We start from the raw sequence: 23,485 nt of genomic DNA on the forward strand, positions 1-23,485 counted from the left end.
CGACTCAGATGTCGAGGAAGCGAACGTCCTTGGCGTTGCGCTGGATGAAGGAGCGCCGGGCTTCGACGTCCTCACCCATCAGCACCGAGAACAGGTCGTCGGCCTGCGCGGCGTCGTCCAGGGTGACCTGGCCGAGCACGCGGTGGTCCACGTCCATCGTGGTGATGCGCAGTTCCTCGGCGTTCATCTCGCCCAGACCCTTGAAGCGCTGGATCGAGTCTTCCTTGATCCGCTTGCCCTGCCCCTTGCCGAGCTCGACGAGGGCGTCGCGCTCGCGGTCGGAGTACGCGTACTCGAAGTCGTCCCGGCCCCACTTGATCTTGTAGAGCGGCGGGCGCGAGAGGTAGACGTGCCCGGCCTCGACCAGCGGCCGCATGAAGCGGAACAGGAAGGTCAGCAGCAGGGTGTTGATGTGCTGGCCGTCGACGTCGGCGTCCGCCATCAAGATGATCTTGTGATAGCGGAGCTTCTCGATGTCGAAGTCCTCGTGCACACCGGTGCCGAAGGCGCTGATCAGCGCCTGGACCTCGGTGTTCTGGAGGATCTTGTCGATGCGGGCCTTCTCGACGTTCAGGATCTTGCCGCGGATCGGCAGGATGGCCTGGTACATCGGGTTGCGGCCGGACTTGGCCGAGCCGCCGGCCGAGTCGCCCTCGACGATGAAGATCTCGCACTTGGTCGGGTCGTTGGACTGGCAGTCCGACAGCTTGCCCGGCAGCGAGGCGCTCTCCAGCAGACCCTTGCGACGGGTGAGGTCACGGGCCTTGCGGGCCGCGACGCGTGCCGTGGCCGCCTGGATCGACTTGCGGATGATGTCCGCGGCCTCGTTCGGGTTCCGGTCGAACCAGTCGTTGAGGTGCTCGTGCACGACCTTCTGCACGAAGGTCTTCGCCTCCGTGTTGCCCAGCTTGGTCTTCGTCTGGCCCTCGAACTGCGGCTCGCCCAGCTTCACCGAGATGATCGCCGTCAGACCCTCGCGGATGTCCTCGCCGGCGAGGTTGTCGTCCTTCTCGCGGAGGAACTTCTTCTCCCGCGCGTAGCGGTTGACCAGGCCGGTCATCGCCGCGCGGAAGCCCTCTTCGTGGGTGCCGCCCTCGTGCGTGTGGATCGTGTTCGCGAAGGAGTAGACCCCCTCGGTGTACTGCGAGTTCCACTGCATCGCGATCTCGACCGAGAGCATGCGCTCCTTGTCCTCGGCCTCGACGTCGATGACGGTCGGATGGATCAGCTCGCCCTTGCGCGCGTTCAGGTACTTCACGAAGTCGACGATGCCGCCCTCGTAGTGGTACTTGACCGTGCGCGCCTGCTGGTCGTCGGTCTCCTCGGCGGTGTCCGCGCCCATCGTGGCCTTCGCCGACTCGCGCTCGTCCGTCAGCGAGAGCGTCAGGCCCTTGTTGAGGAAGGCCATCTCCTGGAAGCGGCGCGAGAGCGTCTCGAAGGAGTACTCGGTGGTCTCGAAGATGTCGCCGTCGGCCCAGAAGGTGACCGAGGTGCCCGTCTCGGACGTCTCCTCGTTCTTCAGCAGGGGCGCCGTCGGGACACCGAGCTTGTAGTCCTGGGTCCAGCGGAAACCGTCGGTCTTGACCTCGACCGCGACCTTGGTGGACAGGGCGTTCACGACGGAGACGCCGACGCCGTGCAGACCGCCGGAGACGGCGTAGCCGCCACCACCGAACTTTCCGCCCGCGTGCAGGACCGTCAGCACGACCTCGACGGCCGGCTTCCCCTCGGACGGCACGATGCCGACCGGGATACCGCGGCCGTTGTCGACCACGCGCACGCCGCCGTCGGCGAGGATCGTCACGTCGATGGTGTCCGCGTGCCCGGCCAGGGCCTCGTCGACCGAGTTGTCGACGACCTCGTACACGAGGTGGTGGAGCCCGCGCTCACCGGTCGAGCCGATGTACATGCCGGGCCGCTTGCGGACCGCGTCCAAGCCCTCGAGGACCTGGATGGCACTGGCGTCGTACGAGGACGTGACCTCGCCGTTCTGGCCGACTGTGGACTGGTTGTCGTTGGGGTTGCCGGAATCGGCCACGAAGCGCCCTTTCTGGCACAGCACAGGCCGTACTCCGGGCCGGCATGCATGCAAGCGGGAGCGGCTGCGTCGATCTGCGTTGTCAGCGGTGGTCAGCTTTACTCGACTGAATCCCGCGCGTGCGCGGGATTCTCGTTCAGTCTACCGGTATCACCCCCATGAATGGGCGTTTGCCGGTACCTGAGTCCGCATGTGCCGCCCGGAAACTCCTCTCTCCGACTCCCCATATCCGGGGAGGGGCTCAAAGAGGCTCACACGGGCATTGAGCGCTTCGGGCTGTCAACCTCTCGCTACCGTGAGGGACACCACCCGCACAGCCGTCCGTACGGTCGTCCATCGGCCCCCTACTCACCCGTACGGGTGAGCGCTCGGGCGGGCCGCACGGGTGTACGTACACCCGGGGCGCGGGCCGTGGTGCGGACCGCGGCACGACCGGCACACGCACGTGCGGGCACACCGGTTCAACCCTCCGCGCTCAGGCGCGCGGAGCCGGGTCACACGGTGCAGGGCCCCGCACAGGGCCCGCGGGCTCACCCGTAGGTGTCCCCCGGGCCGGTGCTCCCCGGGGCCCGCCAGGGGCCGTACCGCTTCGGCCCGCCGCCCGGGCCGTGGACCTTGATCAGCCGGACGGTGCCCTGCCCCAGGTCCGCGTTGAGCCGGGCCACCAGCTGCGGGGCCAGCAGCTTCAGCTGCGCCGCCCACGCCGAGGAATCGCAGCGCACGACCAGCTCGCGGTCCTCGTACCGGTCCGGCACGCAGTGCGTGGCGATGTCCTGGCCGACGATCTCCGGCCAGCGCTCCATCACGCCCGCCACCGCCATCGGCATCTCCCAGCCGCGCTCCGTGCGCAGCCGGTCCAGTGCCGCCATCAGCGGCATCGGGTCCCTGCCGTCGGCGCGGGCGCCCGAGCGCAGGCCCGGCCGGTAGCCGCCCTTCTTGTTCTGCGCCGCGTTGCCCCGGGCTCGCGCCGCCTCGCGCGCCGCCGCCAGGGCCTGGCGTGCCAGGTCCACGCCCGAGGGCTCGGGCGTCTTGCGCGGCGGGTCCTGCGAGGCCGGTTCCTGCTCCTTGCCGCTCACAGCCGGGTCACCTCCCCGCCGGCCACCGCGAACCGGGTCCCGACCAGCACCCCGGGCACGTCGTCGTCGACCGCCGCCGTCACCAGCACCTGCTCGCCGGGCGCCACCAGCTCCGCCAGCCGCTCCCGGCGCCGCGCGTCCAGCTCCGCGAACACGTCGTCGAGGATCAGCACCGGCTCGCTGCCCTCCGCGCGCAGCAGCTCGTAGGAGGCCAGCCGCAGGGCCAGCGCGTACGACCAGGACTCGCCGTGGCTGGCGTACCCCTTGGCCGGCAGCTCCCCGAGGCGCAGCACCACGTCGTCGCGGTGCGGGCCGACCAGGGTCACCCCGCGCTCGATCTCGCCCTTGCGCACCTCGGCCAGGGCGCCGAGCAGGACCTCGTACAGCGCCTCGCGGGTGCGCGCCTCGCCGCTGTCCACCTGCTCGCCCGCGGAGGACTTGTAGGCCGCGCCGAGCGGTCCGCCGCCCGGCGCGAGCTGCTCGTACGCCTTGTCCGCCAGCGGCAGCAGGGTCGCGATCAGGTCGAGCCGGTGGGCCAGCAGCTCCGCGCCCGTGCGCGCCAGGTGCTGGTCCCACACGTCGAGGGTGGACAGGTCCATGGAGCGGCCGCCGTGCCTGCGGGCCATCGCCGCGGACTTCAGGAGGGTGTTGCGCTGCTTGAGCACCCGCTCGTAGTCCGAGCGGACGGCCGCCATGCGCGGCGAGCGGGCCGTGACGAGCTCGTCGAGGAAGCGGCGCCGCTCCCCGGGGTCGCCCTTGACCAGGGCCAGGTCCTCGGGGGCGAACAGCACGGTGCGCACGATGCCCAGCACGTCCCGCGGCCTGACCTGCGAGGACCTGTTGATCCGGGCCCGGTTGGCGCGGCCCGGGTTCAGCTCCAGCTCCACGAGCTGCTGCCGCTCGCCCTGGGTGACCGCGGCCCGGATGACGGCGCGCTCGGCGCCCATCCGCACGAGCGGGGCGTCCGCGGAGACACGGTGGCTGCCGAGGGTCGCGAGGTAGCCGATCGCCTCGACGAGATTGGTCTTGCCCTGCCCGTTGGGGCCCACGAAAGCGGTGACGCCCGGGTCGAGGGGAACCTCGGCCCGGGCGTACGAGCGGAAGTCGGCCAACGAGAGATGCGAAACGTGCATGTGGCGCCGACCTCCCCCGGCTTCCTGCTGCTCTGCCGTGCTCCGCTCCACAGGCTGTGGACCTAACAGGTCGTGGATCCGCGGACCTGTGGAGCGGTTGTGGATTACTTCTTCTCGACCGCGTGGCCGCCGAACTGGTTGCGCAGCGCGGCGATCATCTTCATCTGGGGGGAGTCGTCCTGGCGGGACGCGAACCGTGCGAAGAGCGAGGCCGTGATCGCGGGCAGCGGCACGGCGTTGTCGATCGCGGCCTCGACCGTCCAGCGGCCCTCTCCGGAGTCCTGCGCGAAGCCGCGCAGCTGCTGCAGGTGCTCGTCCTCGTCCAGCGCGTTCACGGCCAGGTCCAGCAGCCAGGAACGGATGACCGTGCCCTCCTGCCAGGACCGGAACACCTCGCGGACGTCGGTGACCGAGTCGACCTTCTCCAGGAGCTCCCAGCCCTCGGCGTAGGCCTGCATCATGGCGTACTCGATGCCGTTGTGGACCATCTTCGCGAAGTGGCCGGCGCCGATCTTGCCGGCGTGCACCGCGCCGAACTCGCCCTCGGGCTTGAGGGCGTCGAAGACCGGCTGAACGGCCGCGACGTGCTCCTTGTCGCCGCCGTACATCAGCGCGTAGCCGTTCTCCAGGCCCCAGACGCCGCCCGAGACTCCGCAGTCCACGAAGCCGATGCCCTTGGCGGCCAGCTCGGCGCCGTGCTTCTCGTCGTCGGTCCAGCGGGAGTTGCCGCCGTCGACGACGATGTCGCCGGGCGAGAGCAGGCCGGCGAGCTCGTCCACGGTGGACTGGGTCGCCGCGCCGGCCGGGACCATGACCCACACCACGCGGGGGGCCTGCAGGCTGTCCACAAGTTCCGACAGGCTGTGGACATCGGCGAGGTCCGGGTTGCGGTCGTATCCGATGACGGTGTGGCCGGCGCGGCGGATGCGCTCGCGCATGTTGCCGCCCATCTTGCCGAGACCGACGAGACCAAGCTCCATCAGGTGGTTCCTTAAGCGTTGTGGCCGTCTGTGCCGGGGTGCTCCCCTGCCCGGGGACATCCCCCCGTGCCGAGCCTACGCCGGGCCGTGCCGCCCGGCGCCACGGGCACTCCGGGTGTCGGCGCCCAGGCGCGCCGCGGGCCGCGCACGAGGCGCCGTACGCCCTCCGTACGGCGCCCCACGAGCCTGCTGCAGGGCCGCTACGGGGCTCCGCGGGCGGGAGGCGGAACGCCCTCGGGCCCGGTCCGCGGGAAGCGGGGCCGGGCCCGAGGGGCTGCCGCGTCGTTTCCGGGATCAGCCGGAGAGGCGGACCGGCATGATCAGGTACTTGTACGCCTCGTCGGCCTCGGCGTCGACCGCCGGGCGGCCGCTGAGCAGCGCCGGCTTGGTGGACGTGGTGAAGCTGAGCTGCGCGGCCGGCGAGTCGATCGCGCTCAGGCCGTCCAGCAGGAAGGTCGGGTTGAAGGCGATCGAGATGTCGTCGCCCTCCAGCTTCGCGTCGACGCGCTCCACAGCCTGTGCGTCGTCGGAGGAACCGGCCTCCAGGATCAGCACGCCCTGCTCGAAGCTGAGGCGGACCGGGGTGTTGCGCTCGGCGACGAGGGCCACGCGCTTGACGGCCTCGACGAACGGGGCCGTCTCGATCACGGCGACCGAGTTGAACTCCGTCGGGAAGAGCGTGCGGTACTTCGGCAGGTCGCCCTCGAGGAGGCGGGTGGTGGTGCGCCGGCCGGCGCCCTCGAAGCCGATGAGGCCCTCGCCCTGGCCGGAGCCCGACAGCGCGATGGTGACCGTGTCGCCGCTGGTCAGCGACTTGGCGGTGTCCAGGAGGGTCTTGGCGGGCACCAGGGCCACGGCCGAGGCCTCGGGGTCCTCGGGCTTCCACAGGAACTCGCGGACCGCGAAGCGGTAGCGGTCGGTGGAGGCCAGGGTGACCTTGTCGCCCTCGATCTCGATGCGGACACCGGTCAGCACGGGCAGCGTGTCGTCGCGGCCCGCGGCGATGGCCACCTGGGCGGCGGCGGAGGCGAAGACCTCGCCGGGCACGGTGCCGGTCGCGGTGGGCATCGTCGGCAGTGCCGGGTACTCCTCCACAGGCAGGGTGTGGAGTGTGAACCGCGAGGAGCCGCAGACCACGGTCGCCCGTACACCGTCTGTGGAAATCTCCACCGGGCGGTTGGGGAGGGCGCGGCAGATGTCGGCGAGCAGCCGGCCGGAGACCAGGACGGTGCCGTCCTCCTCGACGTCGGCCTCGACGGAGACCCGGGCCGAGACCTCGTAGTCGAAGCCGGAGAGGGACAGCTTGCCCTCCTCGGCCTTCAGCAGCAGGCCCGCGAGAACGGGCACCGGCGGCCGGGCCGGGAGGCTACGGGCAGCCCAGGCCACCGCCTCCGCGAGTACGTCGCGCTCCACCCGGATCTTCACCGGAAACCGCCTCCTGCTGTTGCTCGCTCGTCTGCCGGCCTTCGTCGTCGGCTCGTCGATGCCTCGACCGATGCCGGGGACCAGTCTGACGTACGGCGCCGACAGTCGTTGCTGTCGGCGGTCAAGTCGGGAGCGAGGTGTCGGGGAGGGCGATCCACCGAGTTGTGCACAGGACCTGCTTGAAAACCGAAACCGGGCTAACTCTCTATGGGGGTAGTAGTAGGGCCTGTGGAAACGGTGGATAACAGTGTTTTTGCAGGTCAGACCGCGTTTTTTATCCCCACACCCTGTGGGCGACACCGGTGGACAACCAGGTGCCTCTGTGGAGAACGAAAACTTCTGCACAGGCCATCCCCAGATGACCCTCACTACTCCACAGGTGCGTCCCCAGGTTTTCCCGAGTACTCCACAACCCAAACGTCGACTTCGGTGTGACCGCTTTCACTCGGGGCGGTGATGGAGGGTTCCAGGTTGCCGAACAGTGGACAACGGTGTGGGGAAGTCGTCTGATCCTGTGCACAGGACCCGGGAAGCTGTGGACCGCCGGTGGACAACGCGGTGGACAGACCTGTGGACGAATATTTCGTCCACAGCCTGTGGATAGTCGTTGCGCACAATTCCACAGGGGTCTGACCAGCCCTGATGGTGCCTCACACCAGGGCCCTGTGGACAGTCTTGTGGGTTGTGGAGCCCGTCCCCAGGGTGTGGACGGAAGAAAGTCGCCCAATCTGTGGATGAGTTGCCTCCAAGGGGGCGTATTCGAACAACCCAGGGGCGCACGCACGAAGAAGGGCGCCCCCGAAGTGACCCGGGAGCGCCCTCTAAAAGCGTTTTGAAGGGCTCGGCGGCGCCCGTACGGCACGTCCACAGAGCCGGCGTCAGCCGTTCTTGATGCGGTTGGTGAGCTCGGTCACCTGGTTGTAGATGGAGCGGCGCTCCGCCATCAGAGCGCGGATCTTGCGGTCCGCGTGCATGACGGTGGTGTGGTCGCGGCCGCCGAACTGCGCCCCGATCTTCGGCAGGGAGAGGTCGGTGAGCTCCCGGCACAGGTACATGGAGATCTGCCGGGCGGTGACCAGCACGCGGCTGCGTGAGGAGCCGCACAGGTCGTCCACGGTCAGCCCGAAGTAGTCGGCGGTGGCCGCCATGATGTCGGTGGCGGTGATCTCGGGGGAGCTGTCCTCGCCGCCGGGGATCAGGTTCTTCAGGACGTCCTCGGTCAGACCCAGGTCGACCGGCTGCCGGTTCAGGCTCGCGAAGGCCGTGACCCGGATCAGCGCCCCCTCCAGCTCGCGGATGTTGCGCGAGATGCGGGAGGCGATGAACTCCAGCACCTCCGGCGGGGCGTTGAGCTGCTCCTGGACGGCCTTCTTGCGCAGGATCGCGATGCGGGTCTCCAGCTCGGGCGGCTGGACGTCGGTGATCAGGCCCCACTCGAAGCGGTTGCGGAGCCGGTCCTCCAGGGTGGCGAGCTGCTTGGGCGGCCGGTCGGAGGAGAGCACGATCTGCTTGTTGGCGTTGTGGAGCGTATTGAAGGTGTGGAAGAACTCCTCCTGCGTCGACTCCTTGCTCGCGAGGAACTGGATGTCGTCGACGAGCAGGATGTCCATCTCGCGGTAGCGCTTGCGGAACGCGTCGCCCTTGCCGTCGCGGATCGAGTTGATGAACTCGTTGGTGAACTCCTCGGAGCTCACGTACCGCACCCGGGTGCCGGGGTAGAGGCTCCGCGCGTAGTGCCCGATGGCGTGCAGCAGGTGCGTCTTGCCGAGGCCCGACTCCCCGTAGATGAAGAGGGGGTTGTACGCCTTCGCCGGCGCCTCGGCGACGGCCACCGCGGCGGCGTGCGCGAAGCGGTTGGAGGCGCCGATGACGAAGGTGTCGAAGAGGTACTTGGGGTTCAGCCGGGCGGTCGGCTCCAGCGGTCCCGAGGTGGAACCGCCGGACGGCGCCGAGGGCGCGGGCCGGCTGGGCGCCGGGCGCGGGGAGGACTGCTGCTCGTACTGCTGCTGCTCGTACTGGCGGGCGGAGCGCTGCTGCTGGCCCTCGTACTGCTGCTGCTCGTACTGCTGCTGTTCGTAGGAGCCCTGGTCGTAGGAGGAGGGCTCGGACTGCTGCATGTAGCCCGGCTGCGGGGAGGCGTACGGATCGCGCTCGGGGAAGCCGCCGAGGCGGGGCTGCTGCCAGCCGTAGTCGTCCTGCTGGCCGCCGCGGGGCCAGGCGCCGGGCTCGGAGCGCGGCTGCTGGTAGTCCGGGTAGGCGGGGCGGGCGCTGGGGAGCTGGTCGTCGGCGGGGCCGTTTTGGCCGCCGGGGCCCGTGTGACCCATGGGTCCGGTGTGCCCGCCGGGGCGCTGACCGCCGTACGGTTCGTAGCCGTCGCGGGAGGAGGACCCGGACGGGGCCGGGGGCGAGGGCTCGCCGGCGGAGTCGTCGACGGTGATGGCGATCCGGATGGGGCGGCCGCACTCACGGCTGAGGGCGTCGCTGATGAGGGGGGCGAGCCGGCCCTCGAGGACGCGCTTGCCGTACTCGTTGGGGACGGCAAGCAGCGCGGTGTCCGCGACCAGGGCCAGGGGCTGACAGCGCTCGACCCACTGCTTGTCCTTGGGCTCGATGCTGTTCTGTCCCTCCCCGAGGAGCTTTTCGAGCACCCTTGGCCACACTGCGGCAAGATCGGCAGGTACGTCAGCCACAGAGCACGCTCTCTCAGAGGGGGTCCCACGAATGTGTGGTTCTTTGGGACGGTCGGGACAAAAAATCCAGGGTCAGGCAACGGTAGTCAGGCCAGCGGGTACGGTTCAAGTCGTTGTCCACAGCCTGTGCACAGTGTGGGGCACCGTCGACTCGGTTTGACCGGATGGCGTAGCCGCGCGTACCGTAACGAGGTCGAGTTGTCGATGGCTGCTGCCGCCTGCCTACCGATGGGCGAAGATCACTGGTTGTGATCGTTTTGCGGTGCCACTCGGGCGAACACGCGAGTTTTCTCCTCGTGGGCGCACGGTGACAGCCAGGCGATGTCCCGCCTAAACGATTTATTCTCTGGAGCCCTCGAGTGAGCAAGCGCACCTTCCAGCCGAACAACCGCCGTCGTGCCAAGACCCACGGCTTCCGTCTCCGGATGCGTACCCGTGCCGGCCGCGCCATCCTCGCGAACCGTCGTGGCAAGGGCCGCGCCGAACTCTCCGCGTAACTGACGGGCGGATCGTGACGTCGTGCTGTCTCCCGAACATCGGCTGAGGCGGCGCGAGGACTTCGCGAGCGCGGTACGTCGAGGTCGTCGGGCTGGTCGCCCGCTCCTCGTCGTCCACCTACGTACAAGCGGTGCAACGGACCCGCACGCGCCGGGGGAAATCGATCCCTCGACGCGTGCGGGTTTCGTCGTCAGCAAGGCTGTCGGCATCGCCGTGGTACGCAACCGGGTCAAGCGCCGTTTGCGCCATCTCGTCCGCGAGCGGCTGTCTCAGCTGCCCGAAGGTAGCCTGATGGTGGTACGGGCTCTGCCCGGAGCGGGTGATGCCGGTCTCGACGAGCTGGCCCGGGACCTTGATGCCGCATTGCTGCGGCTCTTGGGAGGCGTGGCTCGATGAAGTACCCGCTGCTCGCATTGATCAAGCTGTACCAGTGGACGATCAGTCCGCTGCTCGGGCCGGTGTGCCGCTACTACCCCTCGTGTTCGCACTACGGGTACACGGCCATCGACCGGCATGGTGCGGTGAAGGGGACGGCTCTGACCGCCTGGCGGATCCTGCGGTGCAATCCGTGGTCCCCGGGTGGCGTGGACCACGTCCCACCCCGGAAACGCCCGCGTTGGCACGAGCAGCTGCGCAGTGCGTTGCGTAGATCTCGCAATGCTCAAGGAGCCTGATTAGTGGACACGATTGCCAGTCTGTTCAGCTTTATTACCACGCCTGTCTCGTGGATCATCGTCCAGTTCCACAAGGTGTACGGCGCCATGTTCGGCGCGGACAGTGGCTGGGCCTGGGGCCTGTCCATCGTCTCCCTGGTGATCTTGATCCGCATCTGCCTGATCCCGCTCTTCGTGAAGCAGATCAAGGCGACGCGGGGCATGCAGGCGATCCAGCCGAAGATGAAGGCGATCCAGGAGCGCTACAAGAACGACAAGCAGCGCCAGTCCGAAGAGATGATGAAGCTGTACAAGGAGACGGGTACCAACCCGCTCTCCTCGTGCCTTCCCATCCTGGCGCAGTCCCCGTTCTTCTTCGCGCTCTACCACGTGCTCGCCAGCATCGCCAACGGCACGCCGATCGGTCAGATCGACGGCCCGCTGCTGGAGAGCGCGCGTAACGCGCACATTTTCGGTGCCCCGCTGGCTTCCAAGTTCATGGACAGCCCCGAGAAGGTCGCCGCTCTGGGCGCCTCGATCACCGACGTGCGGATCGTCACCGCGATCATGATCGTGATGATGTCGCTGTCGCAGTTCTACACGCAGCGCCAGCTGATGCAGAAGAACGTCGACCTCTCGGTCAAGACGCCGTTCATGCAGCAGCAGAAGATGCTGATGTACGTCTTCCCCCTGATCTTCGCCTTCATGGGCATCAACTTCCCCGTCGGCGTCCTCGTCTACTGGCTGACCACGAACCTGTGGACCATGGGCCAGCAGATGTTCGTGATCAACCGGAACCCCACCCCGGGCAGCCTGGCCCAGGACCAGTACCTGACGCGTCTGCTCAAGCAGATCGGTTCGCACGGCGAGCTCAAGGGCCGGGGCAAGAGGAAGATCGTCGCGGCGATCGTGGCCAAGGGCCCGGACCGCAACGACAACGAGCGCAAGTTCATCACCGGCCTGAGCAAGCAGGGCCTGGCCGCGCAGGCGGACGGCTCCGTGACGAAGAGCGTCGAGGCGACCGTCGACGCGGACGCGGCCGGCGGTGGCGGTGCCCAGAAGCGGCAGCAGCCCAAGCGGCAGTCGAAGTCACAGCGTCAGACGCCCCCCAGCAAGCCCTCTCCCAAGAAGTAAGAAGGAGTCCCTCCCGTGACGGAAGGCACCACCACCGCCGCCGCTGAGAGTGGCGACACCCTGACCCGCCTCGAGCAGGAGGGTGAGATCGCGGCCGACTACCTTGAGGGTCTGCTGGACATCGCCGACCTGGACGGCGACATCGACATGGACGTCGAGGCGGACCGCGCCTCTGTCTCCATCGTCAGCGAATCCGCGCGCGACCTGCAGAAGCTCGTGGGCCGTGACGGCGAGGTGCTGGAAGCTCTGCAGGAGCTGACCCGTCTCGCCGTGCACCGCGAGACCGGGGACCGCAGCCGGCTGATGCTCGACATCGGCGGCTTCCGGGCGAAGAAGCGCGAGGAGCTGACGGCCCTCGGCTCCAAGGCCGCCGACGACGTCAAGTCGTCCGGTGAGCCCCTGAAGCTGGACCCGATGACCCCCTTCGAGCGGAAGGTCGTCCACGACGCCGTGGCGGCCGCCGGTCTGCGGAGCGAGTCCGAGGGCGAGGAGCCGCAGCGCTTCGTCGTCGTACTTCCGGCCTGACCGGAAGCTTGAGTGTCCGGCCCCGTCTGTCTCGCAGGCGGGGCCGATCTTTGTCAGCCTGGCAGTGACGGCAGTGACGACGTGGGTTCACAACCATGCGGTACGGAAGGACGGTCCCCGTGACGGAGGCAGCTGAGCTTCCCCCGATGCCCGAAGAAGCGCCCCAGGCACCTGAAGAGGCGCGTGCGGTGTTCGGTGAGCATTTCCCGGAAGCTGTGCGGTACGCGGAGCTGCTGGCGGACGCGGGTGTCAAGCGGGGCCTGATCGGGCCGCGCGAGGTGCCGCGGCTCTGGGAGAGGCACCTGCTGAACTGTGCCGTGCTCTCGGAAGTGGTGCCCGAGGGCGTCACCGTGTGCGACGTGGGTTCGGGCGCCGGACTCCCCGGCATTCCGCTGGCCCTGGTGCGCAGGGACCTGAAGATCACGTTGCTGGAGCCGCTGCTGCGCCGCACGAACTTCCTCCAGGAAGTCGTTGAGCTGCTGGGGCTCGACCATGTGACGGTGGTGCGCGGGCGGGCCGAGGAAGTCCTCGGCAAGCTCCAGCCGGTGCACGTGGTGACGGCGCGCGCGGTGGCTCCGCTGGACCGGCTCGCAGGATGGGGCGTGCCCCTGCTGCGCCCGTACGGCGAGATGCTGGCGCTGAAGGGCGACACCGCAGAGGAGGAGCTGGTGGCGGCGAAGGCCGCGCTGACCAAGCTCGGTGTGGTGAAGACCTCGGTGCTGCACGTCGGCGAGGGGGTCGTGGACCCGCTCTCCACCGTGGTGCGGGTCGAGGTCGGGGAAAGCCCCGGCGGGGTCCGGTTCGCGGCGAAGCGGGCCAAGGCCGCCCGGGTGAGCCGTACGCGCCGGCGCCGCTGAGCCTCTGCCAGGCCGTGTTCACAGCCGTATCGCAGGGGTGTTGAGCCCTATAGGTATGGATTTCGGAGTGTCGTAGCGGCCGGATGACTCCGTCCGGGCATCGTGTTTCACGTGAAACGTCGCTCTCTGCTGCACGGAATCATCAGCCGCGGTCGTGCGGCTACGTCCCCCCGTCTCCGCAAGGGCGAAGGGGGGACGGAGTTGTCCACATCGGTGGATTCATCCACAGGAGTACGGGCCCCGCTGGTTCGCGACCCCGGTGACATGGCAGGCTCTGTTCATCGCGAGCCTGATGCCGAGGAGAGTGACACCGTGCGGTCAGACGCCAACCTTGCGGGGCCGATGGCCGATCCGGTCCCCGGTCCCCGCTCTGAATTCCCGGGCGACGATGTTTCACGTGAAACATCGGCCCCGCCCCTAGTGGACAACGAAGACACGCCCATCGGCCGTGCCGCCCAGATCGCGGTCGAGGCCCTGGGACGCGCGGGTGAGGGCCTGCCGAGGCCCCCGAAGACCCGGATCATGGTGGTGGCCAATCAGAAGGGCGGCGTGGGCAAGACCACGTCGACCGTGAACCTGGCCGCCTCCCTGGCCCTGCACGGTGCGCGGGTCCTGGTGGTCGACCTCGACCCGCAGGGCAACGCCTCGACGGCGCTGGGCATCGACCACCACGCGGACGTGCCGTCCATCTACGACGTGCTCGTGGACAGCCGCCCGCTGATGGAGGTCGTTCAGCCGGTGGCCGACGTGGAGGGGCTGTTCTGCGCTCCGGCCACGATCGACCTGGCGGGTGCGGAGATCGAGCTGGTGTCCCTCGTGGCACGGGAGAGCCGTCTGCAGCGGGCCATCCAGGCGTACGAGCAGCCGCTCGACTACATCCTGATCGACTGCCCGCCCTCGCTGGGCCTGCTGACGGTGAACGCCCTGGTCGCGGGTGCGGAGGTGCTGATCCCGATCCAGTGCGAGTACTACGCGCTGGAGGGGCTCGGTCAGCTGCTGCGCAACGTGGACCTGGTGCGGGCGCACCTGAACCCGACGCTGCACGTGTCCACGATCCTGTTGACGATGTACGACGGCAGGACCCGGCTGGCCTCGCAGGTGGCGGAGGAGGTGCGCACCCACTTCGGCAAGGAGGTGCTGCGCACGAGCATCCCGCGGTCGGTCCGCATCTCCGAGGCTCCGAGCTACGGGCAGACGGTGCTGACCTATGACCCGGGTTCCAGCGGTTCCCTCTCCTACCTGGAGGCGGCGCGGGAGATCGCGCTGCGCGGGGCCGGATTCCAGTACGACCCCCAGCACCCCCATCAGGGTGCGGGCACGAACAACACGCACAGCATGGCGGAGGGGATCCAGTGAGTGAGCGACGTAGGGGTCTTGGGCGGGGGCTCGGCGCGCTGATTCCCGCGGCTCCGCAGGAGAAGGTGCCGCCGGTGATCGGCGCCGGGTCGACGTCTCCGTCGGCGATGCCGGTACTGCCCTCGGAGCGGGGCATCGCGGCGGCGAAGCTGGCTTCGCTGGCACAGGCCGATGTTTCACGTGAAACATCGGTGGTGGCCGCGTCCGTGAGCGAGCCGGAGCCGGTGGCCGCTCCGGCCACCGGTGAGGTGGCGGGAGCCACTTTCGCCGAGCTTCCGATGGACTCGATCACGCCGAACCCTCGGCAGCCGCGCGAGGTGTTCGACGAGGACGCGCTGGCCGAGCTGGTCACCTCCATTCAGGAGGTGGGCCTGCTCCAGCCGGTGGTGGTGCGCCAGTCGGGCCCGGGCCGCTATGAGCTGATCATGGGCGAGCGGCGCTGGCGGGCGTGCCGGGAGGCCGGCCTGGACCGGATCCCGGCGATCATCCGGGCCACGGACGACGAGAAGCTGCTGCTGGACGCGCTCCTGGAGAACCTGCACCGGGCGCAGCTGAACCCGTTGGAGGAGGCGGCCGCGTACGACCAGCTGCTCCAGGACTTCAACTGCACGCACGACCAGCTGGCGGACCGGATCGGTCGTTCCCGTCCGCAGGTCTCGAACACGCTGCGCCTACTGAAGCTCTCCCCGCCCGTACAGCGACGGGTGGCGGCAGGCGTCCTGTCGGCGGGGCACGCGCGGGCCCTGCTGTCGGTGGACAACTCCGAGGAGCAGGACCGGCTGGCGCACCGGATCGTGGCCGAGGGTCTCTCGGTGCGTGCGGTCGAGGAGATCGTGGCGCTGATGGGTTCGGAGTCGCCGAGTTCGGTGAAGTCGAAGGGGCCGCGGGCGGGTGCCCGGGTCGCCCCGGCGCTCAGTGAGCTGGCGACGCGGTTGTCGGACCGGTTCGAGACGCGGGTGAAGGTGGATCTCGGCCAGAAGAAGGGCAAGATCACCGTCGAATTCGCGTCGATGGAGGACCTGGAGCGGATTCTGGGGACCCTGGCGCCGGGCGAGGGCCGGGTGCTGGACCAGGGTGCTGCCGGGGAGTAACCCACAGCCTGGGGGCGGGTCGTGCCGGTGTGAGCCGGTACGGCCCGCCCCCTTTGCCTTGTCGCGGTTTCGGGTGATTCGAGCTGTGGATACCATGCGGTCATGGGTCGTCGGCTGGTACCGCTCACGCTGGACAACCTCCAGGACCTGCCCCGGCGTTGCCGGTCCTGTGTCTTCTGGGAGCTGGATCCCGTCAGCGGCGAGGCCGCCGTGAAGGCGGGCAACCCGGCTGAGGAGAAGGAGGCGTGGATCTCCGCCGTCCTCCTTGAGTGGGGCTCGTGCGGCCGGGTGGTCTACGTGGACGAGGTCCCCGTGGGATTCGTTCTGTACGCGCCGCCGGCCTACGTGCCGCGTGCGACGGCGTTCCCGACCAGCCCGGTGTCCCCGGACGCCGTACAGCTCATCACCTCGTGGATCATGCCGGGGTACCAGGGCCAGGGGCTGGGGCGGGTGATGGTCCAGACGGTGGCGAAGGACTTGCTGCGCAGGGGGTTCCGGGCCATCGAGGCGTTCGGCGATGCCCGTTGGGACGGTCCGGCCTGCCTGCTGCCGGCGGACCATCTGCTGGCGGTGGGCTTCAAGACGGTACGCCCGCATCCGACGCGTCCCCGGCTGCGGCTGGAGCTGCGCTCCACGCTGTCGTGGAAGGAAGACGTGGAACTGGCCCTGGACCGGTTGCTGGGCGCGGCCCGGAAGGAACCGGTGCTGCGTCCGCTGTGAGGCGGGAACAGCCTGATCCCCCAGCGTCCTGACATGCGAACGGGGCCGCCCCTGGCAGGGGGCGGCCCCGTGTCACACGATCGCGTCCGACCCGGGACGCGGGGGGGTCAGGCCTTGATCGTGACGAACCCGTCGAGGTCGCGCAGGATGGCGGCCTTCGGCTTGGCGCCGACGATGGTCTTGACGACCTCGCCGCGCTGGTAGACGTTCAGCGTCGGAATGGACATGACGCCGTACTTGGCCGCCGTTTCCGGGTTCTCGTCGATGTTGAGCTTGACGATCTCGATCTCGTCACCGTATTCGGCGGCGATGGCCTCGAGGGACGGAGCGATCTGGCGGCACGGACCGCACCAGGCGGCCCAGAAGTCCACCAGGACGGGCTTGTCGCTCTTGAGGACGTCGTCATCGAAGCTTGCGTCGGTGACGGTCTTGAGGGTGCCGGCCACAGCGGCCTCCTTCTTTTCCTGCGGGGAGTGGGGTGTGGTGCTGCTTGAGGGTGTCAGACCGCCGCGTGCGCCTTCTCGGCGTCCGCGAGGGCGGCGAGGAAGCGCTCGGCGTCGAGGGCCGCGGAGCAACCCGTGCCCGCGGCGGTGATGGCCTGACGGTAGGTGTGGTCGACGACGTCGCCCGCGCCGAACACACCGGTGAGGTTGGTGCGGGTCGAGGGGGCGTCGACCTTGAGGTAGCCCTCCGCGTCGAGCTCGAGCTGGTCCTTGAACAGCTCGGTGCGCGGGTCGTGGCCGACGGCGATGAAGAGGCCGGTCACGGGCAGTTCGGAGGTCTCACCCGTCTTGGTGTTGCGCAGGGTGAGGCCGGTGAGCTTCTGCTCGCCGTGGATCTCCGCGACCTCGCTGTCCCAGGCGAACTTGATCTTCGGGTCGGCGAAGGCGCGGTCCTGCATGGCCTTGGAGGCGCGCAGGGAGTCGCGGCGGTGGACGATCGTGACGGACTTGGCGAACCGGGAGAGGAAGGTGGCCTCCTCGATCGCGGTGTCACCGCCGCCGACCACGGCGATGTCGTGGTCCTTGAAGAAGAAGCCGTCGCAGGTCGCGCACCAGGAGACGCCGCGGCCGGAGAGGGCGTCCTCGTTGGGAAGTCCGAGCTTGCGGTGCTGGGAACCGGTGGTCACGATCACGGCCTTGGCGCGGTGCACGGTGCCGGCGGTGTCGGTGACCGTCTTGATCTCACCGGTGAGGTCCACGGCCACGACGTCGTCCGGAATCAGCTCGGCGCCGAAGCGCTCGGCCTGGCCACGCATGTTGTCCATCAGGTCCGGCCCCATGATGCCGTCCTGGAAGCCGGGGAAGTTCTCGACCTCGGTGGTGTTCATCAGCGCGCCACCGGCGGTCACGGCACCTTCGAAGACCAGGGGCTTGAGCGAAGCGCGTGCGGTGTACAGGGCGGCCGTGTAACCGGCCGGCCCGGAGCCGATGATGATCACGTTTCGTACGTCGCTCACGGGTTGATTCCTCGTCTCTGCGGACTGCCTGCTGCCTACCGGGGGGCCGGTGTGGACTCTCACCCCACCCAACGGATCCTACGGCGCCTGCATTCCCGAGTTGTCCCCCCGAGCTTTCCGGCCGGTCAGCTCCTCGGATACGTACGAGTGAGCAGGGGCTTTCCGGGGACGGCCGAGGGGTCGGTGACACATGCGGAGCCGACGAGATAGGCGTCCACGGCGGCGGGGTCGCCGGGATGGGGCAGGACGATGAGGAAGACGTCCTTCCCCTCGTAGGTGCCGGGCTCGAAGCCCAGGGGGGTCTCGGTGCGGCCGGTGGCTTCCTGTACGCAGGCGGGTGCCCGGAGCGCCCCGCCTTCGGCCGGGGCGAGGCTCGGTTCGGCCGGAGGGCTGTTCTCCACCCCGAAGGTGTTGTTCCGCTCCCCCGCGGCCTTGTCTCCCGGGCCGCCGGCCGCGAGGAGCTCGCGCACCGTGCCGGGTAGCCCCTGCGCGGTGTACTCGGGCGTGCCGGACCCGGACCGGGCGGCGGATGCGTCGCTCCGCGCGGACATGTCCTGGGCGGGGTGGTCGCCGGACATCAGGCCGGCCACCAGGATGCCGGCGGCGCACGCCGCCAGCAGCCCACCCGCGAGAGCGATCCGGTGGCGTGCGCGGCGCCGTCCGGGGCCGGTTGGGCCGGCCGGGTGACCGGCGGGACGCAGGGCGCCGGTTTCCCCGAGCGGTCCGGGGGTCGTTTCACGTGAAACACCGGCACCGGGGACGCCTTCGGCCGCCCGGTCCGGGCGGCCGGGACCGGACGCCTTGTGCGGGGTGGTGGCGTCGAGGAGCGCTTCGGCGGCGAGGGCCGCGTCGATCCGGCCGGAGATGTCGACGGGCATCCGGGCCGGCCCGGGCAGCGTGCCGAGCAGGGCCCGGATCTCCTCCAGGGAGGCACGGACGTCAGCGCACAGGGGGCAGTCGCCGAGATGTCTGCGGACCTCCGCCGTGCGGGACGGGGAGAGGAGGCCTTCCGCCAGCTCGGAGATCTCCGAGACGTCGGGGTGCCCGATCGTGCCGGTCGTGCCGGTTGCGGGGTTCACGCTCGTCCACCTCCGCCCTTCACTGCGTTGGGATCCGGGGCCGGATCCCCGCGGTCTGCCGCCGGTGGGACGGTTGTCCCCGGTGTCCGGTTCCTTCCCCGCTCGGTATCGGTGTTATCCCCTGTATGCGTGCGCAGATGAGTGAGGAGCGGGACGAGTTTCGCCCTGCCGCGGGCGCAGCGGCTCTTCACGGTGCCGACGGGGACGTCGAGGATGCGGGCCGCCTCGGCGACGGGGTAGCCCTGCATGTCGACGAGGACCAGAGCGGCCCGCTGATCTGCCGGGAGGGTGCTCAGGGCCGCCAGCAGCTGCCGGTGGAGGTCCTGGCGCTCCGCGGGCGCCTCGGCGGACTCGTGGGGCTCCAGAAGGCGCTCCAGGCGGTCCGTGTCGTCGAGGGGGGACGTTCTGCGGGAGGCGGCCTTGCGGGCCCGGTCCAGACAGGCGTTCACGGTGATGCGGTGCAGCCAGGTCGTGACGGCCGATTCGCCGCGGAAGGTGTGTGCGGCCCGGTAGGCGGATACGAGGGCGTCCTGCACGGCGTCGGCGGCTTCCTCCCGGTCGCCGAGGGTGCGCAGGGCCACGGCCCACAGCCGGTCGCGGTGTCGGCGTACGAGCTCACCGAAGGCATCCGGGTCGCCGGCGGCGTGCAGCGACAGGAGTTCCTGGTCGCTGCGGCCCCCGGGTGTGGCTTCGTCCAATGCCGGCCCCCTCCCCTGCCGTCCGTCAGCCCGTGAACTTCACGTCCGTGATGGCTTGCTTGTACCCCGCCCCGCTGTACGTGTCTGCGCCCGCTTGCGGCATCGCCGTGATCCAGACGACGACGTAGCGCGTGGTGACCGGGGCGTCGGTGGTTGCCTTGAGCGTGCTGTCCGACGTGGTGCCGGTCGCGATCTTCTTCATGGAGCCGACCGGGGTCGACGAGGACATGGAATCGGCCGCGTAGAGCGTGACGGTCGTGTGGTTGCCGGCGTACTTCAACGCTATCGAAGCGCCGTTGACCGCTTGCTCGGAGCCGAGATCGTAGACGATGCCGACTCCGGCCTTGTAGTCCGCGGTCATCGTGGGGCCGTCGCGGAAGCTCTTGGTGCGCCAGTAGGTGGTGGCGTCACCGTCGAAGGTGTTCCCCACGTTGCCGGCGTCCTGGGCCAGGCCGTCGGGGTAGTACTCCTGGGCTCCCTTGATGGAGAGGAGCGTGGGCTCCTTCTTCTCCGGGGTGTCGTCGGCCTTCTCGTGCGTGGTCTGGCTGCCGCTGGTGCTGCCCTGGTTGTTCCGGTTGAGCAGGGTGTCGGCGAGCTGCCAGCTGCCCAGTCCGAGGGCGGCGATCAGCAGGGCCGCGACGCCCCACTTGAGGACGCGGCCGGTCCGGCTCTGCAGGGGCGGCGGCGGGGGCACGACGGTGACCTGCGTGGTGGGCATGCCGGGGCCCTGGGGCCTGCCGTAGCTGCCCTGCTGGTAGGTGGTGTGCTGGTACTCCGGAGGCGCTGTGAAGGTGGGCTCCGGCGGCCGGATGCGGGGCATCGCGGCCACGGCCTTGGAGAGCTCTTCCGGGGTGGTGCAGGCGGGTTCCTGCCGCGAGGCGGTGGCCCCGTCGTTGGCGAGGGCACGCATCGCCAGCTCGCCCAGACCGCGGTGCACGCCCGCGCGGACCTGGTCGGGGGCGATCAGGCCGACGCCCTTGGGCAGGCCGGTGAGCCCGTAGGCGTCGCTCTCGTACGGCCACCGCTGGGTCAGCGCGGCGTACAGGAGAGCGCCGATGGCCTCGGTGTCCGAGCGCTGCGGGGTCTCGCTGGTGATGCCGCGCAGGGCGGCGTTCACGGCGAGGCCGCGGATCCGGTACTGGCCCGTGGAGGTGCGCAGTATTGCGCTGGGAGTCAGCCGCAGGTGCGCCAGGCCCTCGCGGTGCGCGGCGGCCATGGCCTGGGAGACCTGGCTGACGAGCTGGTAGGCCTCGTGCGGCTCCATGGGGCCCGCGGCGAGGACGGCGGTGAGCTCCGTGGCGTCGGGGAGCCACTCGTGGACGACGTAGACGAGGTCGTTCTCCTCCACGGCGTCGAGGACCTGGACGAACCGGGGGTCGCCGAGCAGGGCCGAGGAGCGGGCGGCGGCCAGGACGGCGCGGGCCCGCGCGTGATCCGCGGGCAGCAAGTGGACGCCCACGGCCCGGCGCAGTTTCTCGTCCATCGCACGCCAGCTGCTGAATCCGTCCAGACGGGTGACGCACTCTTCGAGCCGGTAGCGCCGGGCCAGTTTGTGGCCGCTGTGCAGCTCGGGCGCGGCAGCGGGTGCCGGGTTCCTGCGATCGCCGTCCTTCTCGGGCATGCTTCCGTCCGCGGCTTGTCCGTTCTGGATGTCCACCCCGTCGGCCGTGGCCTGGGCCGTCTCCGCGGCCAGCGGCTCGTCGCCACTGTTGTCGGCCACGTCGACGGCAGCCGTGCTACGTTCCGCCACCGTCGTCCCCGCCTCCCCATCCGTTGCGCACTGTCGGCCAGTCTGCGAAGCCAAGCCAATTGTGCCCACAGTCCACCGATCTGCACGACACGCCAGGGAGCAGGATGGTTGTACGCATCAGCGCCCCAGGCGCCCGCGGACCATCCCGACCATGGCGTTGAGTTCTTCGATGCGCATCCGCTTGGCCGCGACGAGGAACACCGCCGCCAGGGAGATGCCACCGGCCACCAGGGCGGTGAAGGAACCGAGGGCTCCGCTGCCGATGAAGTGCAGGACGGCGTAGGCGACGGCGCCGGCCACCGCCGCGGCGGGAACGCAGGCGCCGATGAGCCGGGTGTAGGTGCGCATCACGTGCGCCCCGTCGAGGTCGCCGCCCAGGCGGGTGCGCAGCCGGCGCCAGGCGACACCGACGCCCACGGCGTAGCCGAGGCCGTAGGCGGCGGCCATGCCGACGACGGCCCAGCGGGCGGGGAGCACGAAGAAGGCGACGGCGGACATGCCCGCGTTGACGGCGGCCACGATGACCGTGTTGTAGAAGGGCGTCCGGGTGTCCTCGTAGGCGTAGAAGCCGCGCAGGACCACGTACTGGACGGAGTACGGGATCAGTCCGAGGCCGAAGGCCATCAGGATGAAACCGATGTTCTGGGCGCTCTCCGTGCCGGAACCGGCGTAGAGCAGGCCGGCCATCGGGACGCCCAGGGCGAGGAACGCGAAGGCGCAGGGCACGATCGCCACGGCGGAGGTGCGCAGTCCGTAGGAGATGTCGTCGCGGACGGCGGCGGCGTCGCCGTCGTGGGCGGACCGGGAGATGCGCGGCAGGACGGCGGTCATGACGGAGACGGTGATGATGGCCTGCGGCATCTGCCAGAGAAGCAGGGCGTAGTTGTAGCCGGTGATGCCGGTACCGCCGTGGCCCTGCTTGTCGGCCACCTCGCCCGCCCAGGTGGCGAGCTGGGTGACGACGATGAGGCCGAGCTGGTTGGCGAGGACGAAGAAGAAGGTCCACTTGGCCAGGCCGGCGGCCTTGCCGAGGCCGTGGCCCTTCCAGTCGAACCGGAGGCGCGGCTTGAAGCCGGCGTCGCGCAGGTACGGAAGCATCGCCAGGGACTGGACGACGAGGCCGAGCAGGGTGCCCAGGCCCAGCAGCCGGACGCCCTCGGGGGTGATGCCCGCCTCGGTGACGCCCGTGGTGGTGAAGCCGCCGAAGGCCCAGATGAAGGCGCCGAAGGTGGCGATGACGACGATGTTGTTGAGGACCGGGGTCCACATCATCGCGCCGAATCGGCCGCGGGCGTTGAGGATCTGACCGAGGACCACGTGCACGCCCATGAAGAACATGGTGGGCAGGCAGTAGTGGGCGAAGGCGACGGCGACGTCCAGCCGCTGCGGGTCGTCGGCGATCTTCTGCGACATCATGCCGATGAACAGCGGGGCCGCGAGTACACAGACCACGGTGACGGCGCCCAGCAGGACCATCACGAGGGTCAGCAGCCGGTTGGCGTACGCCTCTCCCCCGTCCTCGTCGTTCTTCATCGCGCGCACCAACTGCGGGATGAAGACGGCGTTGAGGGCGCCGCCACCGACCAGGACGTAGATCATCGTCGGCAGGGTGTTGGCGACCTGGTAGCTGTCGTTGAGGGTGGCGACGCCGATCGCTCCGGCGATCACCAGGGTCCGCAGGAAGCCGGTGATGCGGGAGACGATGGTGCCGGCGGCCATCAGGGCGCTGGACTTGAGCAGGCTGGAGGCGCGTCCGGTGGGCTTGCTCGGTGCCGGGGCGGCCACAGGCGCGTCCTCGGCAGGGGTGCGGGGCGCCGCGTCCTGGTCCCGGTAGAGGTGCGCGAAGGCGTCGGGCCGCGGGTCCTGGTCGGCGGCCTTGGTCACGAGGGAGTCCACGCCGACGAACTGGGTGGTCGTGGCGTGGTCTCCGTAGGGCAGGTGCCGTGACGGGCCGTCCGGTTCGGGCGGCGGGGTCTGGGCCCATACCCGGGGGTCCGGCGCGTACGAAGGGGTCGGCGGGGCCGCGTAGAGCGGACCGGGCTCCTGGAAGGTGCCGGGCGGCGGCGGAGGGTGCGAGGCCCGGTCGTACAGGACCTCTGCCACCGGGTCTTGGGCGGAGAGGTCCTGCGCCCGGTACGGATCGTAGGCGTAGGCGTCCTGGACATAGGGGTCGTGGTCCGGCGCTGGTGCGGGCGCGGGAACCTGTCCCGGCACCGGGGCGCCGGGGGCAGTGCCCTGGGAGGGCGCGGGCCCGCCAGTGCCCTGCGCACGGTCACCTTCGTACGGCGCGTTCATCGAAACCCCACCTCATCGTCCCCAGGCC

At 69.7% G+C, this 23,485-nt stretch carries 21 protein-coding genes and 1 pseudogene; 9 read left to right on the forward strand and 13 right to left on the reverse strand.

What is annotated here, in order from left to right:
- Positions 1–4: 4 nt before the first annotated feature.
- From gyrB to dnaA (ACFYM0_RS16115), 7 genes and pseudogenes are all read right to left on the reverse strand, one after another.
- The gene (gene gyrB / locus ACFYM0_RS16085; protein WP_388501450.1) at positions 5–2,062 is read right to left on the reverse strand and encodes a DNA topoisomerase (ATP-hydrolyzing) subunit B; all 2,058 of its coding nucleotides are present in this window, start codon (positions 2,060–2,062) and stop codon (positions 5–7) included.
- A gap of 506 nt (positions 2,063–2,568) precedes the next feature.
- The gene (locus ACFYM0_RS16090; protein WP_388501453.1) at positions 2,569–3,114 is read right to left on the reverse strand and encodes a DUF721 domain-containing protein; all 546 of its coding nucleotides are present in this window, start codon (positions 3,112–3,114) and stop codon (positions 2,569–2,571) included.
- Complete coding sequence (recF, locus tag ACFYM0_RS16095) at positions 3,111–4,247, reverse strand: DNA replication/repair protein RecF (protein ID WP_388501456.1); 1,137 nt, start codon at positions 4,245–4,247, stop codon at positions 3,111–3,113. The genes ACFYM0_RS16090 and recF overlap by 4 nt, the downstream gene beginning before the upstream one ends.
- Before the next feature lie 104 nt (positions 4,248–4,351).
- Entirely contained in the window at positions 4,352–5,227 is an 876-nt protein-coding gene (gene gnd / locus ACFYM0_RS16100) for a phosphogluconate dehydrogenase (NAD(+)-dependent, decarboxylating) (RefSeq protein WP_243331108.1), read from the reverse strand.
- Positions 5,228–5,521: 294 nt separating this feature from the next.
- Complete coding sequence (gene dnaN / locus ACFYM0_RS16105; RefSeq protein WP_243331110.1) at positions 5,522–6,652, reverse strand: DNA polymerase III subunit beta; 1,131 nt, start codon at positions 6,650–6,652, stop codon at positions 5,522–5,524.
- An 878-nt stretch (positions 6,653–7,530) separates the two neighbouring features.
- Complete coding sequence (gene dnaA / locus ACFYM0_RS16110; protein ID WP_388501739.1) at positions 7,531–8,769, reverse strand: chromosomal replication initiator protein DnaA; 1,239 nt, start codon at positions 8,767–8,769, stop codon at positions 7,531–7,533.
- Between the two features lie 41 nt (positions 8,770–8,810).
- Positions 8,811–9,342, reverse strand: a pseudogene (gene dnaA / locus ACFYM0_RS16115) (chromosomal replication initiator protein DnaA); the annotation flags it as partial.
- A gap of 359 nt (positions 9,343–9,701) precedes the next feature.
- Here dnaA (ACFYM0_RS16115) and rpmH point away from each other — a divergent pair.
- The 9 genes from rpmH to ACFYM0_RS16160 all read left to right on the forward strand — a co-directional run bounded on the left by rpmH (position 9,702) and on the right by ACFYM0_RS16160 (position 16,176).
- A complete protein-coding gene (gene rpmH, locus ACFYM0_RS16120; RefSeq protein WP_100597229.1) occupies positions 9,702–9,839 on the forward strand; it encodes a 50S ribosomal protein L34 in 138 nt (45 codons plus the stop codon).
- A 22-nt stretch (positions 9,840–9,861) separates the two neighbouring features.
- Positions 9,862–10,236 carry a ribonuclease P protein component gene (rnpA, locus tag ACFYM0_RS16125; RefSeq protein WP_388501459.1) on the forward strand — a complete coding sequence of 125 codons (375 nt, stop codon included), beginning with the start codon at positions 9,862–9,864 and terminating at the stop codon, positions 10,234–10,236.
- Positions 10,233–10,514 (forward strand): membrane protein insertion efficiency factor YidD, encoded by a 282-nt coding sequence (yidD, locus tag ACFYM0_RS16130; RefSeq protein WP_076043740.1) that lies wholly within the window; start codon positions 10,233–10,235, stop codon positions 10,512–10,514. Before rnpA ends, yidD begins: the two co-directional genes overlap by 4 nt.
- A gap of 3 nt (positions 10,515–10,517) precedes the next feature.
- Positions 10,518–11,627, forward strand: a complete 1,110-nt coding sequence (gene yidC / locus ACFYM0_RS16135; protein WP_388501462.1) for a membrane protein insertase YidC — start codon at positions 10,518–10,520, stop codon at positions 11,625–11,627.
- A 15-nt stretch (positions 11,628–11,642) separates the two neighbouring features.
- Entirely contained in the window at positions 11,643–12,152 is a 510-nt protein-coding gene (locus ACFYM0_RS16140; protein ID WP_388501464.1) for a protein jag, read from the forward strand.
- A gap of 146 nt (positions 12,153–12,298) precedes the next feature.
- The gene (rsmG, locus tag ACFYM0_RS16145; protein ID WP_356506820.1) at positions 12,299–13,009 is read left to right on the forward strand and encodes a 16S rRNA (guanine(527)-N(7))-methyltransferase RsmG; all 711 of its coding nucleotides are present in this window, start codon (positions 12,299–12,301) and stop codon (positions 13,007–13,009) included.
- Positions 13,010–13,273: 264 nt separating this feature from the next.
- Positions 13,274–14,365, forward strand: a complete 1,092-nt coding sequence (locus ACFYM0_RS16150; protein WP_388501467.1) for a ParA family protein — start codon at positions 13,274–13,276, stop codon at positions 14,363–14,365.
- Positions 14,362–15,456 (forward strand): ParB/RepB/Spo0J family partition protein, encoded by a 1,095-nt coding sequence (locus tag ACFYM0_RS16155; protein ID WP_388501469.1) that lies wholly within the window; start codon positions 14,362–14,364, stop codon positions 15,454–15,456. The genes ACFYM0_RS16150 and ACFYM0_RS16155 overlap by 4 nt, the downstream gene beginning before the upstream one ends.
- Positions 15,457–15,558: 102 nt before the next feature.
- Positions 15,559–16,176 carry a GNAT family N-acetyltransferase gene (locus ACFYM0_RS16160; RefSeq protein ID WP_388501471.1) on the forward strand — a complete coding sequence of 206 codons (618 nt, stop codon included), beginning with the start codon at positions 15,559–15,561 and terminating at the stop codon, positions 16,174–16,176.
- A gap of 107 nt (positions 16,177–16,283) precedes the next feature.
- Here ACFYM0_RS16160 and trxA read toward each other — a convergent pair whose 3' ends face one another.
- The 6 genes from trxA to murJ all read right to left on the reverse strand — a co-directional run bounded on the left by trxA (position 16,284) and on the right by murJ (position 23,457).
- Positions 16,284–16,622 carry a thioredoxin gene (gene trxA, locus ACFYM0_RS16165; RefSeq protein ID WP_388501472.1) on the reverse strand — a complete coding sequence of 113 codons (339 nt, stop codon included), beginning with the start codon at positions 16,620–16,622 and terminating at the stop codon, positions 16,284–16,286.
- Between the two features lie 53 nt (positions 16,623–16,675).
- Complete coding sequence (trxB, locus tag ACFYM0_RS16170) at positions 16,676–17,635, reverse strand: thioredoxin-disulfide reductase (RefSeq protein ID WP_388501474.1); 960 nt, start codon at positions 17,633–17,635, stop codon at positions 16,676–16,678.
- 125 nt (positions 17,636–17,760) lie between these two features.
- Entirely contained in the window at positions 17,761–18,714 is a 954-nt protein-coding gene (locus ACFYM0_RS16175) for an anti-sigma factor family protein (RefSeq protein ID WP_388501477.1), read from the reverse strand.
- Positions 18,711–19,412, reverse strand: coding sequence for an RNA polymerase sigma factor SigM (gene sigM, locus ACFYM0_RS16180; protein WP_327253826.1), 702 nt, complete (start codon positions 19,410–19,412; stop codon positions 18,711–18,713). The genes ACFYM0_RS16175 and sigM overlap by 4 nt, the downstream gene beginning before the upstream one ends.
- A gap of 25 nt (positions 19,413–19,437) precedes the next feature.
- Positions 19,438–21,162: a protein kinase family protein gene (locus ACFYM0_RS16185; protein ID WP_388501480.1), complete on the reverse strand. Its 1,725-nt coding sequence runs from the start codon at positions 21,160–21,162 to the stop codon at positions 19,438–19,440.
- 117 nt (positions 21,163–21,279) lie between these two features.
- Positions 21,280–23,457 carry a murein biosynthesis integral membrane protein MurJ gene (gene murJ, locus ACFYM0_RS16190; protein ID WP_388501482.1) on the reverse strand — a complete coding sequence of 726 codons (2,178 nt, stop codon included), beginning with the start codon at positions 23,455–23,457 and terminating at the stop codon, positions 21,280–21,282.
- Between the last annotated feature and the right edge of the window lie 28 nt (positions 23,458–23,485).

The organism is Streptomyces sp. NPDC006487 (assembly GCF_042870555.1).
GTDB lineage: Bacteria > Actinomycetota > Actinomycetes > Streptomycetales > Streptomycetaceae > Streptomyces.